Here is a 17,442-nt window from a genome sequence, read left to right as displayed (position 1 = left end):
TGTGTCGGAAATTGGAGAATCGTGGAAGTTTGCGCTTTCCATCATGCTTTCAATGGTTTAGTAGACAAAACCATTGAATCATAACCAGTTCTAATGGTACGCTTGAGTTATTAAAAACGGATTGGGGTTGAACAAATATGCCACATCAAATAGATCCGTTAATAGATCGTCTAGGACTATCCATGTGGAGAGTACAGCGTAAGATTATGTCTCAAATGTCTTTGCACAAAGAACTCGGACTTACGGTGCCACAGATGGGTCTGTTAAATATGATAGCGAAAGAAAAGAAGTCGCGGGTGGTACAGCTGGCAGAATGTATGGAGGTCAAATCCAGTGCGGTGACGGTGATGCTGGACCGTTTGGAGGTGCTGGGTTATATCAAACGTGAGCCGGATGGGAAGGATCGGAGAGCGGTTGTAGTGACGATCACCGAAAAAGGTCAGCAGGTGCTCGAAGAAGGACATTTCCGGTCCAAAGAACTGCTGGCGGAGCATTTATCCATACTAAAGCCCGAAGAACTACGCAACTTTGCAGAGTATTACCGTATGATCGAGGACCAGGAGCGTTAGTCAGCTAAGCTTCGGAATGGATATCTTTATAAAAACAGCAGAGCAGCGGTTCTCCTTATTGGAGAATCGCTGCTCTGCTGTTTTTGTTCGTTGGCTGCCTACGCCCTGTAATTTATTGTTTAGGTTGTTTGTCAGGCAACTGAGTGATATAGCTGTGGGAAAGCTGTAAAAGCCTCAAGGCACGGTTATATTCGTCTTCAGTGGCACTCGGCGTTGTTCCATTGTTATAAATAGAGTACTGAGTGTTGTCTTCAAAGCTGTTACCAGGAATAAGCAATCCTGAGCTGGCAATGAATGAACCAGAAGGTAAATAATATCGTTCTGGCAGCAAATTATAAGTCTGACTGAGTAGATCTTGACCAAAATATACGTTATTCTCTAATGAAATCCCAAGCAGACTGGCTGCGGTTGGCATGATATCTACTTCCCCGCCTACTTCGTCAATGGTCTGCGATGCTACGCCAGCACCTGCATGAATAAGCAGAGGGATGTTCATCATATCCGCATAACTGTATTCATGACCATAGATTTCAGTCATCAATTCTTTATCATCATGATCGAGGGAATAAATCGGCAATCCCATATGATCTCCATAAATCATGATTACACTATTGTCCCAGACACCATTTGCTTTTAGCTCTTCTACAAAATGTCCAAAAGCATCATCCGCATAGTTCTGGGAACGGATATAGTCACCAACAAAAGTACCTTCATAACGCTCTGGCAGCTTCATGCGGTATTTTTCTTCCGGAATAGTAAAAGGGTGATGCGCTGACATTGAAATGACTTGAGCGTAAAAAGGCTGCTCCTGTTGGTCCATTTCTTTTAGTTTATCGGCTGTCTTACTGTAGAGCGTATCATCAGAAGCTCCAAAGAAGAAGACATCATCTTCACCAAAAAATTTGCGGTCATAATAATGATCGAAGCCGAGGGAGTCATACAGCTCGCCGCGGTTCCAGAATTCTACGACATTGGTGTGGAAGGTTGCTGTCTGATATCCATTTTCTTTAAGCACGCGTGGCAGACTTGGAAGTACCTTATCCACATAAGACATCGTTGCCGCTCCACGTGGAGGGATGTAGAAGGAAGTGTTAACTACGAACTCTGCATCCGACGTATTCCCTTGGCCAACCATTTGATAGAAATTAGGGAAGTAAAGACTGTCCTTCATTACCTTGTTCAGGTTCGGTGTAATTTCTTGACCGTCTAATTTAAGTCCCAGCAAGAAATTCTGGAAAGATTCCATTTGAAGAATAATAAGGTTCTTGCCTTTAGCGATGCCTTGAAGTGGAGAACTAGCCGCAGTATTAATCCCCTTCAATTTGTTGATGGCATCCTGTGTAATGTCACTTGAATCGACTAGCTCAGGCTCTTCTTTAGCGAAGATCGTATAAGCTTCATAATTAAGAATTCCCATTTCTTGAGCTTTCTTAATTTCGTTCATACTGGCCTTATTAGGCAAGATGTTGAACAAACATAAAGCAAGTGAGACTGCAAACAGAACACTATACTTAAGTTTTCCGCCACGGCGGTGGTTGATATTCTCTTTCTTATAGACCCGGCCTTTTTTATTAAAGAAGAAGTAGACGCCAAGAATAATGATGTCTGTAAAAATCAGCAGGTAGTATGGATCCATTAGTGAGAATACGCTGTTGCTGACGGCGGTGACTTGATTCACCTGCTCCGCTGCATGGTAAGTCACAATAACACCGTAATATTTAAAATACATAATGGCTGCGAAGAAAATGGCTGTCACTAATAAATTTACGGTCATGTAATATCCGAGCTTGCGCTTGGAACCAAAACGTTCAATGATACAGAAGAGCGCCCAAGCAAAGGGGATTTCAGTTAATAATGATTTCCAGGGCAATATATCGTCAAAGATTACGCCCCATGCCAAGAAAGCTTTTAGAATAAAAATTATTGTGAAAAACACAAAAGGTTTAACGATCCACTGTTTAAAGTTAAAGGATGACACAGCTTCGCCTTCTTTCTACATGATAAAACGCCATTTCCCGGCTAGGAAGAAACAGCGCCCAGACAAAATAATTCCATAGTAATAAAATTTATTATGCAGGGCTGGCTATAGAATGTCAAAAATCGAGAACCTAAGTATAAGCTTAGTGGAGCGCGTAAAGTTGAACACAAAGGGTTGAAGCTGACGCTCCTGCTCTCATGCAGGGTTATACAACGAATTCAGGACTAAAATGGCATTTGGGAACAAAAAGGATATATGGATAATAAAAGGAGGTGATGCTGGATGAGCTCTACAGTAGCTTTATCAGTTAGAACTCTCGTTGAATATGTTTTTCGCAGCGGAAGCATTGAACCTGGCTTTCATGGAACGGGCGCTATGGTCGAAGGCACAAGAATTCATCAGAAGATCCAAAAGCAATATAAGGAAGGTGACCGCAAGGAGGTTTATTTGAAAACGGAGATTCCTTATGGAAACCTGCTTTATGTTGTAGATGGGCGTTGTGATGGATTGCTTGTCTCGGAGGATGGGAGCTTTACGGTCGAAGAAATCAAATCAACCTCCGGACTGCTGGATTTACTGGATGAAGGACATGAGGTTCATTGGGCACAGGCGCTGATGTACGCATATATGGTGGCTCTGGAGCAAGAGCTTTCTTCTATTCAGGTTAAGCTTACCTATGTCCACCGGGCCACTGATGAGCAAAAAAGCTTGTACCGAACGTTGTCTTTTGAAGAACTGATTTCATTTGTGAATGACACAGTGGCTAGATATGCTCCATACGCCGAGATGATGGTTCGTCATGATGCTAAGAAGGAGCAGAGTCTTCGGGAGTTGAGCTTTCCGTTCTCCTCTTATCGAAAGGGACAACGTCATTTTGCAGGAGCTGTATACAAGTCCGTCGTGGAAAAGGTCAGTCTGTTCGCTCAAGCCCCCACAGGTATCGGGAAAACAATGTCGACGTTGTTCCCTGTCCTTAAAGCGATGGGCGAAGGACAAGCTAAAGGATTGTTCTATTTAACGGCAAAGACGGTTACCCGTTTTGCCGCGCAGGAAGCCATCTCGCTGTTGCTAACGCAGGGTCTTCAGCTGCATGTCATCACACTTACCGCTAAAGAGAAGGCCTGTTTTCGCGAAGAGGGGATATGTGGTAAGGATTCCTGTCCTTATACGGATGGTTATTATGACCGGATCAACGAGGCATTAATGGATCTGTTAGAGCATGAGACGCTGATGAGCAGAGACACCCTTGCACTGTATGCTCACAAACACAAAGTGTGCCCATTTGAGTTCTCGTTGGATGCAGCCTATGCCTGTGATGCTGTGATCTGCGATTACAATTATATATATGATCCTCGCATCAGTCTGAAACGGCTAACAGAGGAAAGAAAGAGAGAAACGGTACTTCTAGTAGATGAAGCACATAATCTGGTAGACCGGGGACGGGAGATGTTCTCCGCCTCTTTGCTGAAAGCCCCTTTCCTGGAAATCCAGCGCCAATATAAAGAAATGAACCGGAATTTGAGTACAGCCGCTAAATCGGTGAATGCTTTTTTCATCTCCCTTCGCAAAATTTGCAATGAAGAGGGGCAAGGGCAGTGGGACTCGTTCCCGGAGGAGCTGCCGGCTTTGCTTGAGATATTTTCTTTGGAGGCGGAACAGGAGCTTATTCACCCGAGCTCCAGTATTGTCTCACTGAATGGGGAAGGAGAAGGGGAAAATGTCCTCTTGGATACCTATTTTGCAGTTCAGGGCATGCTCCGCACCTTTAAGACCTATGATGAACGCTACATTACCTATGCGGAGGTTCGTAGAGGGGATGTCTATCTCAAGCTATTCAATTTGGATCCCTCGCATCTGCTACGGCAGATGTCCAAGAGCTTTCGCAGCCAGATCCTGTTCTCAGCTACACTTTCTCCATTATCTTACTACCGGGATATGATTGGTGCAGCGGAGGAAGATTACAGTTTAACCGTGTCTTCCCCTTTTCAGAAAGAGCAGTGGGAAGTTACCGTCTTACCTGTCTCCACACGTTATCATGACCGGGAAGCCTCCCTAGTTCCGTTGACTAAAGCACTGAGCCAAATGGTCTCTAAAAAGGGCAACTATCTGGTGTTTTTTCCTTCGTACCTCTATTTGCAAAACGTATATCAGGCCTTTACGGAGTATTACCCTGAAATCCGGACATTGATGCAGGATACTGGCATGAGCGAGCAAGCTAGAGAAAGTTTTTTAGCCGCATTTAGTCCAGATAATGACGAGACGTTATTGGGATTTGCTGTACTTGGAGGGATTTTTTCAGAAGGTGTGGATCTGCCAGGGGATCGCCTCAATGGGGTTATGGTTGTTGGCGTTGGCCTGCCACAGCTTGGTCTTGAACGCAATCTGCTGCGTCAATATTTTAATGCCAGAGGAAAAAATGGCTTTGATTATGCCTATGTCTATCCGGGAATGTGTAAGGTACTCCAAGCCGGAGGCAGGTTGATTCGCAGCGAGACGGATACGGGCATTATCGTGTTGGCGGATGACCGTTTTTTGCAGAGTCCATATATGCATTTGCTTCCCGAAGAATGGAGAGATTATCTTATACGCTCATAAGAGGTTATAATCTACGAAAGGGTATTCATAATCAATCGGCAGGAGGAAATAATATGACAATAAAAGTGGGTATTGTGGGTACAGGTTGGTTCTCTAAGGTACATGCTGATTTGCTGGCGGGGATGGCTGATGTCCAGTTGCAGGCAGTCTGTGGAAGCAGTAAAGCCAAAGGCGAAGATATGGCACGTCCATATGGAGCTGCTGGATATGGTGATATTACAGAGATGTTGGATGCGGAGAAGCTTGATGCTGTTTATATCTGTGTGCCTCCACAATCTCATGGTGCGATTGAACGTTCATTAATCAAGAGGGATATTCCTTTTTTTATAGAGAAGCCGCTTAGTATGACTACTGAAATTCCTGCCAGCTTGCTGCAAGATATTAAAGAACATAATTTATTGACCTCGGTAGGCTACCATTTCCGCTATCAAGAGAATGTTAATAGGCTCAAGGAAACACTACGTGGTGACAAGATCGGTATGGTCATGGGCCAGTGGATGGGCGGCATGCCGGGCGTAGCTTGGTGGCGTGATCAGGAGCAATCCGGAGGACAGTTCACCGAGCAAACCACTCATATCGTCGATTTGGTGCGTTATCTGGCAGGAGAGGTAAAAGAAGTATACGGCATGTTCGGAAATCGAATTATGCATGAGCAGCATGAAGGTGTGAGTGTAGCCGATGTAGGTACCGTATCTCTGAAGCTTGAGAATGGAATCATAGCTAATATTTCAAATACATGTGTGCTGCCTGATCCGGTAGGAAGTGTAGGTCTTAGTTTCTATAATGATCGGGGATTGCTGGACTGGAACCCGGATCGTCTCTTGGAAGTGCGAAGTGGCAATAGCACCGAATTTGAAAACACAGGAAATCCATATTTAGTGGAAAGTGAAGCTTTTCTGTATGCTGTACGGACAGGAGATCGTTCGCGTATTCTCAGTGACTATGAGGATGGATTCAAGACGCTTAAAGTAACTTGTGCGGCTTACGAGTCCGCACAAAGTGGACTTCCGGTTAAATTCTAAGTTCGGATTCTTAAAAAAAGGACATGCCGCCTTAGATGTGCTAAAGAGACATGTCCTTGGCTCAAGCTGGGTTAGCCTAGTGGAGGAATATTGCGAGTAAAGCTGGCGCCACACCTATGGATAACAGCGCGGACAGAATCATCGCAATACTGGAGATGGTTCCGGTCAGTGAACTAAGCTCGAAGGCCTTGGATGTTCCTGTACCATGCGCAGCGGTTCCCAGCGATACACCACGCGCGATTTCATTGTCAATGCGGAAGATGCGGAGTACTGTAGGGCCCATCATTGTACCGAGTATCCCGGTAATGATGACGAAGACTGCAGTAATACTCGGTACACCGCCGATACTTTGCGAGATGCTCATAGCGATCGGTGTAGTCACCGAACGTGGAACCAGACTGGCTGCCAGATCGCCGCTGACATGCAGCCATTTGGCGAGCAGAATGGAAGAGATCACCGCTGTTATCGTCCCTGACAGCACGCCTGCCGCAATTTCGGCGGCGTGCTTTTTGAGCACCTTGAAGTTTTTATGCAGAGGGATTGCAAAGGCCATAGTTGCCGGTTGCAGCAAATCCGTCAGCCATTTGCCTCCCGCATTGTAAGAATCATAAGTAATGCCTGTGATGAGTAAGAAGATAATCATAAGCACGGGTGTAATGATCAATGGAGAGGTGTACACTTTGCCACTAGAAGCATAAATGCGTTTCGCCAGTAGATATACAGCAACCGTAAGACCGAAGAATAATAGAGCGTTTAACATGATCCTTTCCGCTCCTTTGCTTTGTAAATTCTACTGGTAAGTAATCCGGAACTGGCCATTACAACAATCGTACCCAAAATGACCACCGCGAGGATTCGTAAACCATCAGTTTCCAGAATATTGGCGTATTTCATTACGCCGATAGCAGATGGAATAAAGAACAGCAAGAGCTCAGCCAGTAGCCAAGAAGCACCAACTTCAACCCAATTCAGATGAATGACACCAAACTCAAGCAGAAGAAACAATATAATCATTCCGAGTATGCTTCCGGGAATAGGGATATGCAAAAATGGGGTTACAGCATTGATTAGTAATGAGAATAGGGTGAGTCCCGCTACCTGCAGCAAGCCTATAACAATCTTTTTCATAAGGCTTCGCTCCTTTCATGATAATGAAAGTTTACATCAATTGTTTTCATAGGTAAAATGAATAGATTGAATAAATGACATTCCTTTTGTCTATGGATCGGAGGTTGGAAAATGGATATCCGACAATTAGAATATTTCGTCCAAGCAGCACGAATGAAAAGCTTTACTCGGGCTGCCGAATCCTTATATATTTCACAACCTACGATCAGTAAAATGATCCGGAATATGGAGATCGAGCTGGAGGCTGATTTGTTTTACCGTGAAGGGAAAAGTGTCCGGCTTACAGATGCGGGGGAAATTCTGTTCACCAAAGCGCAAAATATCGTGGAGTCGTTCGCCAGCTTGTCTTCTGAGCTGGATAGCTTACGAAATTTGGAGCAGGGCCACATCCGCATCGGTCTGCCTCCAATGGTAGGAGCGAGCTTTTTTCCTTCGGTGATTGGTCAATTTCATAAACGTTATCCGCAGGTTACTATTCGTCTGCATGAGGATGGCGCGAAAAAAGTGGAGGAAGATGTAGAAACGGGCTTGTTGGATATCGGAATGGTTGTGCTGCCTGTAAATACAGCCAAACTTCATTGCTTCACCTTTGTTGAAGAGAAGCTGAATCTTATTTTACCTGTTGGACATAGATTGGCCGAGGCAGACCTTGTTCCGTTAAGTGAACTAGCCGAAGAGGAGTTTGTGCTGTTCCGGGAGGATTTTACGCTGCATGATCGGATTATTACGGAATGTGTGAAGGCGGGATTTCAGCCTAAGGTTATCTATGAGAGCTCCCAATGGGACTTAATTAGCCGTATGGTGGCTGCCGGAATGGGAATCGCATTGCTGCCAGAAACCATTTGCCGGGATATGGATCGTTCACGATTGGTCGTTGTGCCTTTGACGGATCCGGTAATTCCGTGGCAGCTTGCTATGGCGTGGCGTAGAGACCGTTATTTATCTTTTGCGGCACGCGAATGGATTGCTTTTGCAAAGGGACTTTTGCGAGAACAGTATCCAAATGAGCTCCCTGACGAACTTGCGGAGGACTCTGAATAAGTAGTAATTCCGTTTTTGTTAGAAGCTCTACAATTTTTCTTTTTTTTGAAAATATGTTTTTTGGTATCATGACTTATGATAGGAGAAGATGTTGATAGAGAGAAGGAGAGAGATGTGACACAAAATCCAAATTCCTCCAAGAATAATCATAGAAAAGATTATAAAGAAGATGAGCTACTTGTAACTATAGAGAGTCTTAGATGTGAATTGCTGGAGGTTGCAGAGCAACGGAGTCTTAGTGACCGTGCTGTTCTAGAGCTCAGTGAGCGATTAGACAGCTATATTTTGCTGGCACAAAATAAGATGATGGAAAATTTGCGCAACCGGAAAGCCGGCATTACATCCTATAGTAGAAGTTCCAAAACCGCCATCACTGTTAGCTAAACTACCAACAACATAGAATTATAATACTATGAAGATGTTACTGATCTAGAGGAGCGTATTAGGCTCCTCTATTTGTCGTACAATCTATTTGTTGTACAATCCATAACTTTCACCTATAATGTCAATTAATAGAATCTTTTCAAGTCAAACTTTGGGGGTGCCGAGTGGAGGGAAAGTTAACAACTATACGCTCAGAAATTGAGAAAAATTTGTCCCGCTCCGGCCATAATCTCGCCTCATTTTCAAAAATTTGTGGCCTGAATCGAGGCAGCCTCAGTGCAATTCTGCATGGAAATCCGCCGAAGCCTATGTCCTTGGGACAAGTAGATGCAATTATAAAAGCCTTTGGTTTTCCAGAAGGCTGGTTATATCCTCTATATGTTGATGAATGCTTCAATGATGAGAAGGTCTCACGCCGTAGAGTGGAGCCTTTTTTGATTCGTTGTGCTGAATTGGGCAAACAGAATTGCATTGATGAAACTATAAGCAGATTATTAGAGTCTACCAAGCCGCTGGATATCATTTATTCTGTTGCTGATAAATTATTCAATAAAGGCAAAGTTCAGGAATCCATGTTTTTTTACAAGATTGTAGTAGAGAACGAGTCGGATAGTTATAGTGAACGTCTCGCGATCAGTCATTATCGTAATTTTAAATTTTTGCAAACACTTGATATGGAGGAGAAGCTACGCGCAGTCATTAGCTTTAGTCCTTTTAGGGGGCGCCTTCCGGAAAATTTGCAATTAGATGGTTTATTGATGCTGACACAGCTATGTTTCGCCCTTCGCAGATGGGAAGAAATGGAGATCTATGCTGATGAGTTGAGAGCTTTAGCCAATGCAGTTTACCGCCAAGAACTGCGGAGGAGCGGAGACAAACGAAGAGAAGAACTCTGTACGGAACGTCCGCTCGTTGTTTATTATGGACACGGATATTTGCTTAAAGCAATTTCGTTGACGAAGCAAGGTCAATATGAAGCGGCGAAGAAATATACCGCTGGTTATGCAGACTTAGGCTGGTTTGAGATGTTGGATGAAGTAGGCCAGCAAGCTGTAGAACAATTCCGATTATTTGCAGTTGGGAACAGTTTCACACTGGAAATGTTGGAGGGAAACGTAAAGGTTGTACCGGACTATGTAGCTTTTTTGGCTGAGCACCCCGGAGAAATATTGCCAGGACTCATTATTATTATGGAATCGGCTAATCATTACAGATTTTCTGTAGACGATGTGCTTAAACGTTTTGCACGGGAAATGTTACGATTTGAACAGTTTGAAGATCCCATTAATATTGACCGATTATATCGGTTGTACTATCAAATAGCCATGTATCTAATAAACAATGGACAATATATTACGGGTGTAGACTATATCATACAGTCTTTAGAGTTATCTATTAAGACTAATAATGGAATAGACTTCATTAAGTGCGTGACCTTGTTTGAGACCAATAGGGACTATGCAACTCTGAATCAACAGGAGAAATACAGAAAGCTGATAAGGGAGGTGAGAAAAGATGAAAAAATCACTATTGATGATGGCAGGCATTTTAGCATTGTTTAGCTTCATCATTATCGGCCCAGTTGGTTCCGGAAGTAACGGACCAATCACAACTTATGAGCACGGAGCAGGATTCTAAAGGTTATCCTTGGCAATATTCTATATACAGATACATATACGCATAACTACTCCCTTGCACTCGTGCTGGGGAGTTTTCTTTTTCGTAATAATTGATAGCGTATTCATAATTTGACAAAGCAATCTGGCGAAAATATAATTAGGTAGCCTAAATAATATAGTGTTTAATAATTAGTTGACCTAACTAAAATAGAGGTGAAGGAAATTGGGATAAACGGAGGAAATACAGAAAATACTGAAAATTCAGTCGCACACGGGCTTTTTGCGGCGATGAAACGCCTGCACAAAGCTCAATGGCAAAAGGGCGTTGAGGGCCACAAGCCAAGTGAGATGACTTTAATGATATGCATTGAAAAATGGAATCATTCTGATGAAGAGGGTCTCAAGGTGTCTGAAATCAGCCGACTACTTGGATTCACTCCTCCTACCATCACGCAGCTGATTAACAGTCTTGAAGCGAAACAGATGGTGGAAAGACGCGCGGATCCTTCGGACCGAAGAGTTGTACGCGTGAAATTAACGGAAAGTGGAAAAGAACTCACACGAAAAGCAGAACATTATCGTGATGTGATGCTTGATAAGCTTGTGCAACACTTAGGCGAAAAAGACACTAAACAGCTCACAGAGCTATTGCTTAAGGTACATGAATACGTTGAGGATAATCCACCACCTGATTGGGATAGGCTACAAATGAACGGAGATGAGAAGCTTGATTAAATTATTTAAACAACTGAAGCCTTTTAGGGTAGCTATTGGTGCTGTATTAATCCTTGTATTTTTGCAGTCCATGGGCGATTTATACCTTCCTACTCTGATGTCCGACATCGTCGACAAAGGGATTGTTCAAGGAGATCGCGCTTATATTTGGAAAATAGGTAGTTTCATGCTCCTGGTTGCAGGTGGCGGTGCTTTATGTTCGGTAATTGCCAGTTACTTATCGGCAAAAGTAGCAGCCGGGTTTGGTAAACTCACCCGTGCACGAGTATTTAACCATGTAGAAAATTTTACGCTGCATGAATTCGATAAGCTGGGTACAGCTTCCTTGATTACACGTACAACAAATGATATTACACAAGTTCAAACGGTACTTACTATGATGTTGCGCATGATGATCGGAGCACCGATGATGATGATTGGTGGTATCATCATGGCAGTATCTGAAGATGCTAAATTATCATTGATTTTTGTAGTCGTTATTCCTGTACTTGTAGGGGCGATCTTCTTTATTGGGATGAAGGGTCTGCCACTGTTTAAAGCCATTCAGATTAAGCTTGATAAATTAAACCTGGTGCTGCGTGAGCATCTGACAGGTATTCGTGTTATTCGTTCTTTTAACCGGATTGATCATGAGAATAGACGTTTCACCGAAGCTAACCGTGATCTTACGGATACAGCTATCAAGGTCAATAAAATTATGGCCGGCCTGATGCCGCTGATGATGATTGTAATGAACTTTTCTATGATTGCTATTCTTTATTTTGGTGGAATCCGAATTGGTGATGGCGACTTGCAAGTTGGGTCCCTGATGGCATTTATCCAATATGCAATGCAAATTATGTTCTCTCTGATTATGGTATCGATGATGTTCGTGTTAATTCCGCGTGCTTCAGCTTCAGCCGTGCGTATCAATGAGGTACTGGATATGCAGCCTGAATTTACAGATCCTACTGAGAGTGAACTGCATACAACAGCTCAAGCTACTAAAAAAGACGGACGCGATTCTTTGCGTGGTTTTGTTGAGTTTGAGAATGTATCTTTTTCCTATCCAGGGGCAGAACAGCCTGCACTTTCGAAAATTAGCTTTAGTGCTCGTCCGGGTGAAGTTACCGCGATTATCGGGGGTACCGGATCGGGTAAATCTACACTGCTTAGCCTGATTCCAAGATTCTATGATGTTAATGAAGGTGCTGTACGCGTAGACGGAGTGGATGTACGTGAGATGACACAGGAAGAGCTGCGGAGCAAAATCGGTTACATCCCACAAAAAGCAGTATTGTTCTCGGGTACGATTAATGAGAACATCCGCTACGGTAAAGAGGATGCTACGGATGAAGAAATCATTCATGCATCTAAGGTGGCTCAAGCCTACGATTTCGTATCCGCGATGAAGGATGGGTTTGACTCAGAAATTGCTCAGGGCGGGAATAACGTCTCAGGTGGTCAGAAACAGCGGTTGTCCATTGCTCGGGCGCTTGTGAGAAAACCTGAGGTTTATCTGTTTGACGATAGCTTCTCAGCTCTTGATTTCAAGACAGATGCCAAACTTCGCGCGGCTCTCAAAGCTGAAACTACGGAATCCACCGTATTGATCGTAGCTCAACGGGTTAGCACCGTTATGGATGCGGACCGGATTATTGTAATTGATGAGGGTGAAATTGCTGGAATGGGCACTCACCGTGAACTGCTCGAGAGCAGTGATGTGTACCGCGAGATCGTATCCTCGCAGCTGTCAGAGGAGGAAATAGCATGAGCGAACAAAACAGAGAACATAAACCTGCAGCTCCCCGCGGCCATAAAGGACCGGGTGGACCGGGTGGTCCTGGAATGAGGATGCCGGCAGAAAAAGCTAAAGATTTTAAAGGTACACTTCGTCGCCTAATCAAATACTTGCGCCCGCGTATGGTTCAATTGATTATTGTACTAATTATGGCGATTGCCAGTACGGTGTTCAGTATCTTCAGTCCAAAAGTTATGGGTAAAGCTACAACCAAACTGTTCGAAGGTGCTTACGGCAAACTGATGGGTGTAGAGGGTGCCTCCATTGATTTTGGATATATTAATGATATTCTGATCCTGCTCGCGGGATTGTATCTGCTTAGTGCTTTGTTTAGTTACATTCAGCAATATGTAATGGCGGGTGTAGCGCAGAAGGTAGTTTATGACATGCGTGAGCAGATCAACAGTAAGCTGGAGCGTTTACCTTTAAAATATTTTGACTCCCGTACACACGGGGAAATTCTTAGCCGTGCTACGAATGACGTAGATAACATCAGTACCACGTTGCAGCAAAGTTTAACGCAGCTGATTACCTCAATCGTCACTATTATTGGTGTTATTGTGATGATGCTTACCATCAGCCCATGGCTGACGTTAATCACGATTACTACGTTGCCACTCAGCTTTATTGTGATTATGGCGATCTCTAAACGTTCGCAGACTTATTTTGTGAGACAGCAGAAATCGCTTGGCCAGTTGAATGGTCATGTAGAGGAAATGTATACGGGGCACCGGATTATTAAAGCTTTCGGCCGCGAACCGCAGTCGCTTAAAGATTTTGATGAAATAAATGATAAGCTTTATGATTCTGGCTGGCGGTCTCAATTTATGTCAGGTATGATTATGCCGCTTATGATGTTTATCGGTAACTTGGGTTATGTGCTTATCTGTGTTGTGGGTGGTATTTTTGTTACTAAAAAAATGATTGATGTCGGGGATATTCAAGCCTTCATTCAATATTCACGTCAGTTCACCCAGCCGATTGCACAAACGGCTAATATTGCTAACATTATTCAATCCACCATTGCTTCCGCAGAACGTGTATTTGAACTTCTGGATGAAGAAGAGGAAGTTAAGGAAGTTAATACTACACTTGTGAAGCTTGATGAAGGTGCTCCGGAAGGTTCCGTTGAGTTCCGTCATGTGAAATTCGGCTATAAAGAGGATGCTATTCTGATTGAGGACATGAATATTGAGGTTAGTCCAGGTCAGACTATAGCGATTGTCGGTCCTACTGGTGCTGGTAAAACCACTTTGATTAACCTGCTGATGCGCTTCTACGAGCTTAACGACGGGGAAATTATCATTGATGGCGTCAACATTACCGACATGAAACGGAGTGACCTACGTAGCAAGTTTGGTATGGTGCTTCAGGATACCTGGCTCTTTAACGGTACGATTCGTGACAACATTGCTTACGGTCGTGAAGGTGCATCTGAAGCTGATGTGGTGCGGGCTGCCAAAGCTGCGCATGCCGATCACTTTATCCGCACACTTCCGCTTGGCTACAATACGGTGTTAAATGAAGAAGCTTCTAATATTTCACAAGGACAGAAGCAGTTGATTACTATTGCTCGCGCTATTCTGGCCGATCCATCGATCCTTATTCTTGATGAAGCCACGAGCAGTGTCGATACACGGACTGAATTGTTGATTCAAAAAGCGATGAATGCGCTGATGCAAAACAGAACCAGCTTCGTTATTGCCCATCGTCTCTCGACGATTCGTGATGCGGATCTCATCCTTGTCATGAATCAAGGTAGTGTAATCGAGAAAGGCAACCACGAAGAACTGCTGGCCCAAGGCGGATTCTATGCGGATCTCTATAACAGTCAGTTCTCTGAAGGAGATTTGGACGTAGGCTAAATTGAAGTGAAGAAAAAAGTATAGATAACCCATAAACCCCTCTTTTCACATGTTGCTGATTTTTTATGTGAAGAGAGGGGTATTTTATATGTGATGATGTGTTTTAATTTTTCTGAAAAATAAAAAAAGTTTGATTAAAAATTAAAGCATATATATGATAGAATAAAAAATGACCCGCGGCTCATTTTTAAGGCTGCAAGGTAAAGGAGAGGATGAAGGGAATGTCAGGCTACGGAAAATGGGTGGCAGGAAAAAAGACGAAGTGGATTACTCTTCTCGTATGGATAGTGCTTGTAGGTGCACTTACCCTGTTATGGCCTGCAGTGAATTCTCAGGTTGCTAATAATGCGCCTAACCTCCCAGATGATTCACAATCGGTACAGGCAGCAGCTATTGCAGAGCAAGAATTCCCTAGTGGAAGTGGAGTGCCGGCGCTGCTCGTATGGCATAGAGAAGGTGGGCTTTCACAAGATGATTTAGTACATATCACTGCTGTGTACAAGAAGTTGGAGCAGCAACCATTGCCCCATCAGAATTTTGTTCCCCCATTAGGACAACTGCCGCCACAGGCATTACAAGCCTCGTTATCTGAGGATTTTAGCACGCTGGTAACCCCGGTGCTTTTTGATAAAACGGCAGATAGTGATCAGCTCGGTGAAGCTGTGACAGAAATGAAGAAGATCATAAACACAGAGACGGGTGGAGACCCCTCCGCGGCTAAGGTAGATGGAAAAGACCTGAGTTTACGTGTTACGGGTCCAGTGGGCATCTCTATAGATGCTTCAGGCCTGTTTCAGAACGCAGACGTTTCCTTGTTAATTGCTACGGTTATGCTTGTGCTGGTGTTCTTATTGGTGATTTATCGTTCACCGATCTTGGCGTTTATTCCACTTATTGCGGTTGGATTCGCTTATGGTGTAACTAGTCCGATTCTTGGAAAAATGGCACAAGAAGGCTGGATCACAGTAGATTCACAGGCTGTCTCGATTATGACTGTTTTGCTATTCGGAGCTGGTACGGACTATTGTCTGTTCCTGATCTCACGGTTCCGGCAGTTATTGAAGGTAGAAGAGAGTAAGAGTCGTGCGCTTCTTCGCTCCATTACCGAATCTTCAGGCGCCATTGCTATGAGTGGCTTCACCGTCGTGCTCGCGCTGTTTGCGTTATTGCTGGCTAAGTATGGAGCTTATCATCGATTTGCCGTTCCATTTAGCGTGTCTATCTTCATCATGGGAATTGCCAGTCTAACTCTCGTACCAGCACTGCTGGCAATCTTCGGACGGACCTCTTTCTTCCCATTCATTCCGCGCACACCGCAAATGGAGGTAGAACGGGCTAAGGCTAAAGGCAAACCTGTTCCTGAACTCAAGGTTTCCCGTAAAAAAGGAATTGGCGGCTTGGTAGTAACCCGGCCTTGGGCTATCGTAGGTGTGACCGTTATCGGACTGGGGATTCTGGCTTCATTCTCCAGTGGCATCAAATTTACGTATGATATCCTATCCTCTTTTCCTAAAAATATGGAGTCCCGCGAAGGTTTCGACCTTATTGGCAAACAGTTCTCTCCCGGAGAATTGGCTCCAGCGAAGCTGATTATTGATACCCAAGGAAAAGCAAGCGGAGAGGATTTAAAGGTAATTCTTGGCGGACTCACCTATGTGGACACGGTTTCCGATCCGCAGCAGGGGGCAGTAAACAAAGATATTGTTGGTTTTGATATTGAATTTAAAAGCAATCCTTACTCACTAGAAGCGATGGGTCATATTCCTACCCTTCTTGCTACCGCAGAGCAGGCATTAATCGATGTAGACGTTGCGAACCCTGCGGATCACGTGTGGGTAAGCGGGCAGACGGCGACACAGCATGACACTAAAGAGATTGGAGATCGGGACACCGATCTGATTATCCCCGTGGTCATCGGAATGATCACCGTACTGTTGTTGATATATCTGCGTTCAATAGTGGCCACCATCTATCTGGTCGGCACCGTTATTCTCTCCTTTTTCTCAGCGCTTGGCTTAGGCTGGATTATCATTCACTATGTGATGGGAGCAGATGCCATTCAGGGAGCGATCCCACTGTATTCCTTTGTTTTCTTGGTGGCACTTGGAGAAGACTACAACATCTTCATGATCTCGAATATCTGGAAAAAGCGTAAAACCATGCCGCTTAAGCAGGCTATCGCGGAAGGTGTGAATGAGACCAGCTCGGTAATTACCTCTGCCGGCCTCATTCTGGCAGGTACATTTGCTGTATTGGCAAGCTTGCCGATTCAGGTGCTTGTGCAGTTCGGTATCATCACCGCTCTTGGTGTTCTGCTGGATACCTTCGTGGTTCGTCCGTTCCTTGTACCAGCTATTACAACGCTCTTTGGCCGTTGGTCGTTCTGGCCGGGTAAACATCAAGAGGTGGAGACCCCTCAGCCAGATGTAAGTAAATAATGAGTTTATAAACAAACAGGGATGTCTCAGAGCCATATTGGCTCCGGACATCCCTGTTTGTTTTAGGCTTGGGCACAGGACATCGCTGGATAATAGCGCTGCTTGTACCAACTAACTTAATTGTATCTATTAGGCTAATCAATCAGTCTGCTTGACGATAGTTATTCTAAGTATTCACTGTGCTAATTAGTATCTAGAAGCGATAACTGTGTTAATTAGCGGCTGATTCTCTTAGCCCAGTGGTAGAAGACAATTAGCGTGCTGCATTGGTTAACCCAGTGGTAAAAG

Annotated in this window: 13 protein-coding genes; 10 read left to right on the top strand and 3 right to left on the bottom strand. The window is 44.1% G+C overall.

The annotated features are described in order from the left end of the window. Positions 1 to 137 precede the first annotated feature (137 nt). The gene (locus MHH50_RS29255) at positions 138 to 569 is read left to right on the top strand and encodes a MarR family transcriptional regulator (protein ID WP_081383619.1); all 432 of its coding nucleotides are present in this window, start codon (positions 138 to 140) and stop codon (positions 567 to 569) included. 112 nt (positions 570 to 681) lie between these two features. Here MHH50_RS29255 and MHH50_RS29250 read toward each other — a convergent pair whose 3' ends face one another. After that, complete coding sequence (locus tag MHH50_RS29250; protein WP_076124004.1) at positions 682 to 2,547, bottom strand: LTA synthase family protein; 1,866 nt, start codon at positions 2,545 to 2,547, stop codon at positions 682 to 684. Positions 2,548 to 2,829: 282 nt separating this feature from the next. Here MHH50_RS29250 and MHH50_RS29245 point away from each other — a divergent pair, with 282 nt between their 5' ends. Both MHH50_RS29245 and MHH50_RS29240 read left to right on the top strand, forming a co-directional pair. Beyond that, positions 2,830 to 5,142, top strand: a complete 2,313-nt coding sequence (locus MHH50_RS29245; protein WP_076182003.1) for a helicase C-terminal domain-containing protein — start codon at positions 2,830 to 2,832, stop codon at positions 5,140 to 5,142. 53 nt (positions 5,143 to 5,195) lie between these two features. Continuing rightward, complete coding sequence (locus tag MHH50_RS29240; protein WP_076219739.1) at positions 5,196 to 6,164, top strand: Gfo/Idh/MocA family oxidoreductase; 969 nt, start codon at positions 5,196 to 5,198, stop codon at positions 6,162 to 6,164. Between the two features lie 76 nt (positions 6,165 to 6,240). Here MHH50_RS29240 and MHH50_RS29235 read toward each other — a convergent pair whose 3' ends face one another. Then, positions 6,241 to 6,924: a CidB/LrgB family autolysis modulator gene (locus MHH50_RS29235; RefSeq protein ID WP_076123999.1), complete on the bottom strand. Its 684-nt coding sequence runs from the start codon at positions 6,922 to 6,924 to the stop codon at positions 6,241 to 6,243. Next, positions 6,918 to 7,292, bottom strand: a complete 375-nt coding sequence (locus MHH50_RS29230) for a CidA/LrgA family holin-like protein (RefSeq protein WP_076123997.1) — start codon at positions 7,290 to 7,292, stop codon at positions 6,918 to 6,920. The genes MHH50_RS29235 and MHH50_RS29230 overlap by 7 nt, the downstream gene beginning before the upstream one ends. Positions 7,293 to 7,403: 111 nt before the next feature. Between MHH50_RS29230 and MHH50_RS29225 the strand changes: the two genes are divergently transcribed. The 7 genes from MHH50_RS29225 to MHH50_RS29195 all read left to right on the top strand — a co-directional run bounded on the left by MHH50_RS29225 (position 7,404) and on the right by MHH50_RS29195 (position 17,154). Beyond that, entirely contained in the window at positions 7,404 to 8,333 is a 930-nt protein-coding gene (locus MHH50_RS29225) for a LysR family transcriptional regulator (protein ID WP_076278300.1), read from the top strand. Between the two features lie 114 nt (positions 8,334 to 8,447). Next, positions 8,448 to 8,717, top strand: coding sequence for an aspartyl-phosphate phosphatase Spo0E family protein (locus tag MHH50_RS29220; protein ID WP_076099698.1), 270 nt, complete (start codon positions 8,448 to 8,450; stop codon positions 8,715 to 8,717). 164 nt (positions 8,718 to 8,881) lie between these two features. Beyond that, positions 8,882 to 10,279, top strand: coding sequence for a DNA-binding protein (locus tag MHH50_RS29215; protein ID WP_076105042.1), 1,398 nt, complete (start codon positions 8,882 to 8,884; stop codon positions 10,277 to 10,279). Between the two features lie 270 nt (positions 10,280 to 10,549). Next, entirely contained in the window at positions 10,550 to 11,071 is a 522-nt protein-coding gene (locus MHH50_RS29210; protein ID WP_081383179.1) for a MarR family transcriptional regulator, read from the top strand. Further along, positions 11,064 to 12,824 carry an ABC transporter ATP-binding protein gene (locus MHH50_RS29205; protein ID WP_076132622.1) on the top strand — a complete coding sequence of 587 codons (1,761 nt, stop codon included), beginning with the start codon at positions 11,064 to 11,066 and terminating at the stop codon, positions 12,822 to 12,824. Before MHH50_RS29210 ends, MHH50_RS29205 begins: the two co-directional genes overlap by 8 nt. Continuing rightward, positions 12,821 to 14,716, top strand: a complete 1,896-nt coding sequence (locus MHH50_RS29200; RefSeq protein ID WP_076123991.1) for an ABC transporter ATP-binding protein — start codon at positions 12,821 to 12,823, stop codon at positions 14,714 to 14,716. Before MHH50_RS29205 ends, MHH50_RS29200 begins: the two co-directional genes overlap by 4 nt. Positions 14,717 to 14,928: 212 nt before the next feature. Then, positions 14,929 to 17,154 carry an MMPL family transporter gene (locus MHH50_RS29195; protein ID WP_340033775.1) on the top strand — a complete coding sequence of 742 codons (2,226 nt, stop codon included), beginning with the start codon at positions 14,929 to 14,931 and terminating at the stop codon, positions 17,152 to 17,154. The last annotated feature ends 288 nt before the right edge of the window (positions 17,155 to 17,442 follow it).

Origin of the sequence: Paenibacillus sp. FSL H3-0302, from assembly GCF_037982245.1 — a bacterium.
Taxonomy (GTDB): Bacteria; Bacillota; Bacilli; order Paenibacillales; family Paenibacillaceae; genus Paenibacillus_AQ; species Paenibacillus_AQ odorifer.
Note: the sequence above shows the minus strand (reverse complement) of the source record. Positions and strands in the feature narration are given on the sequence as shown.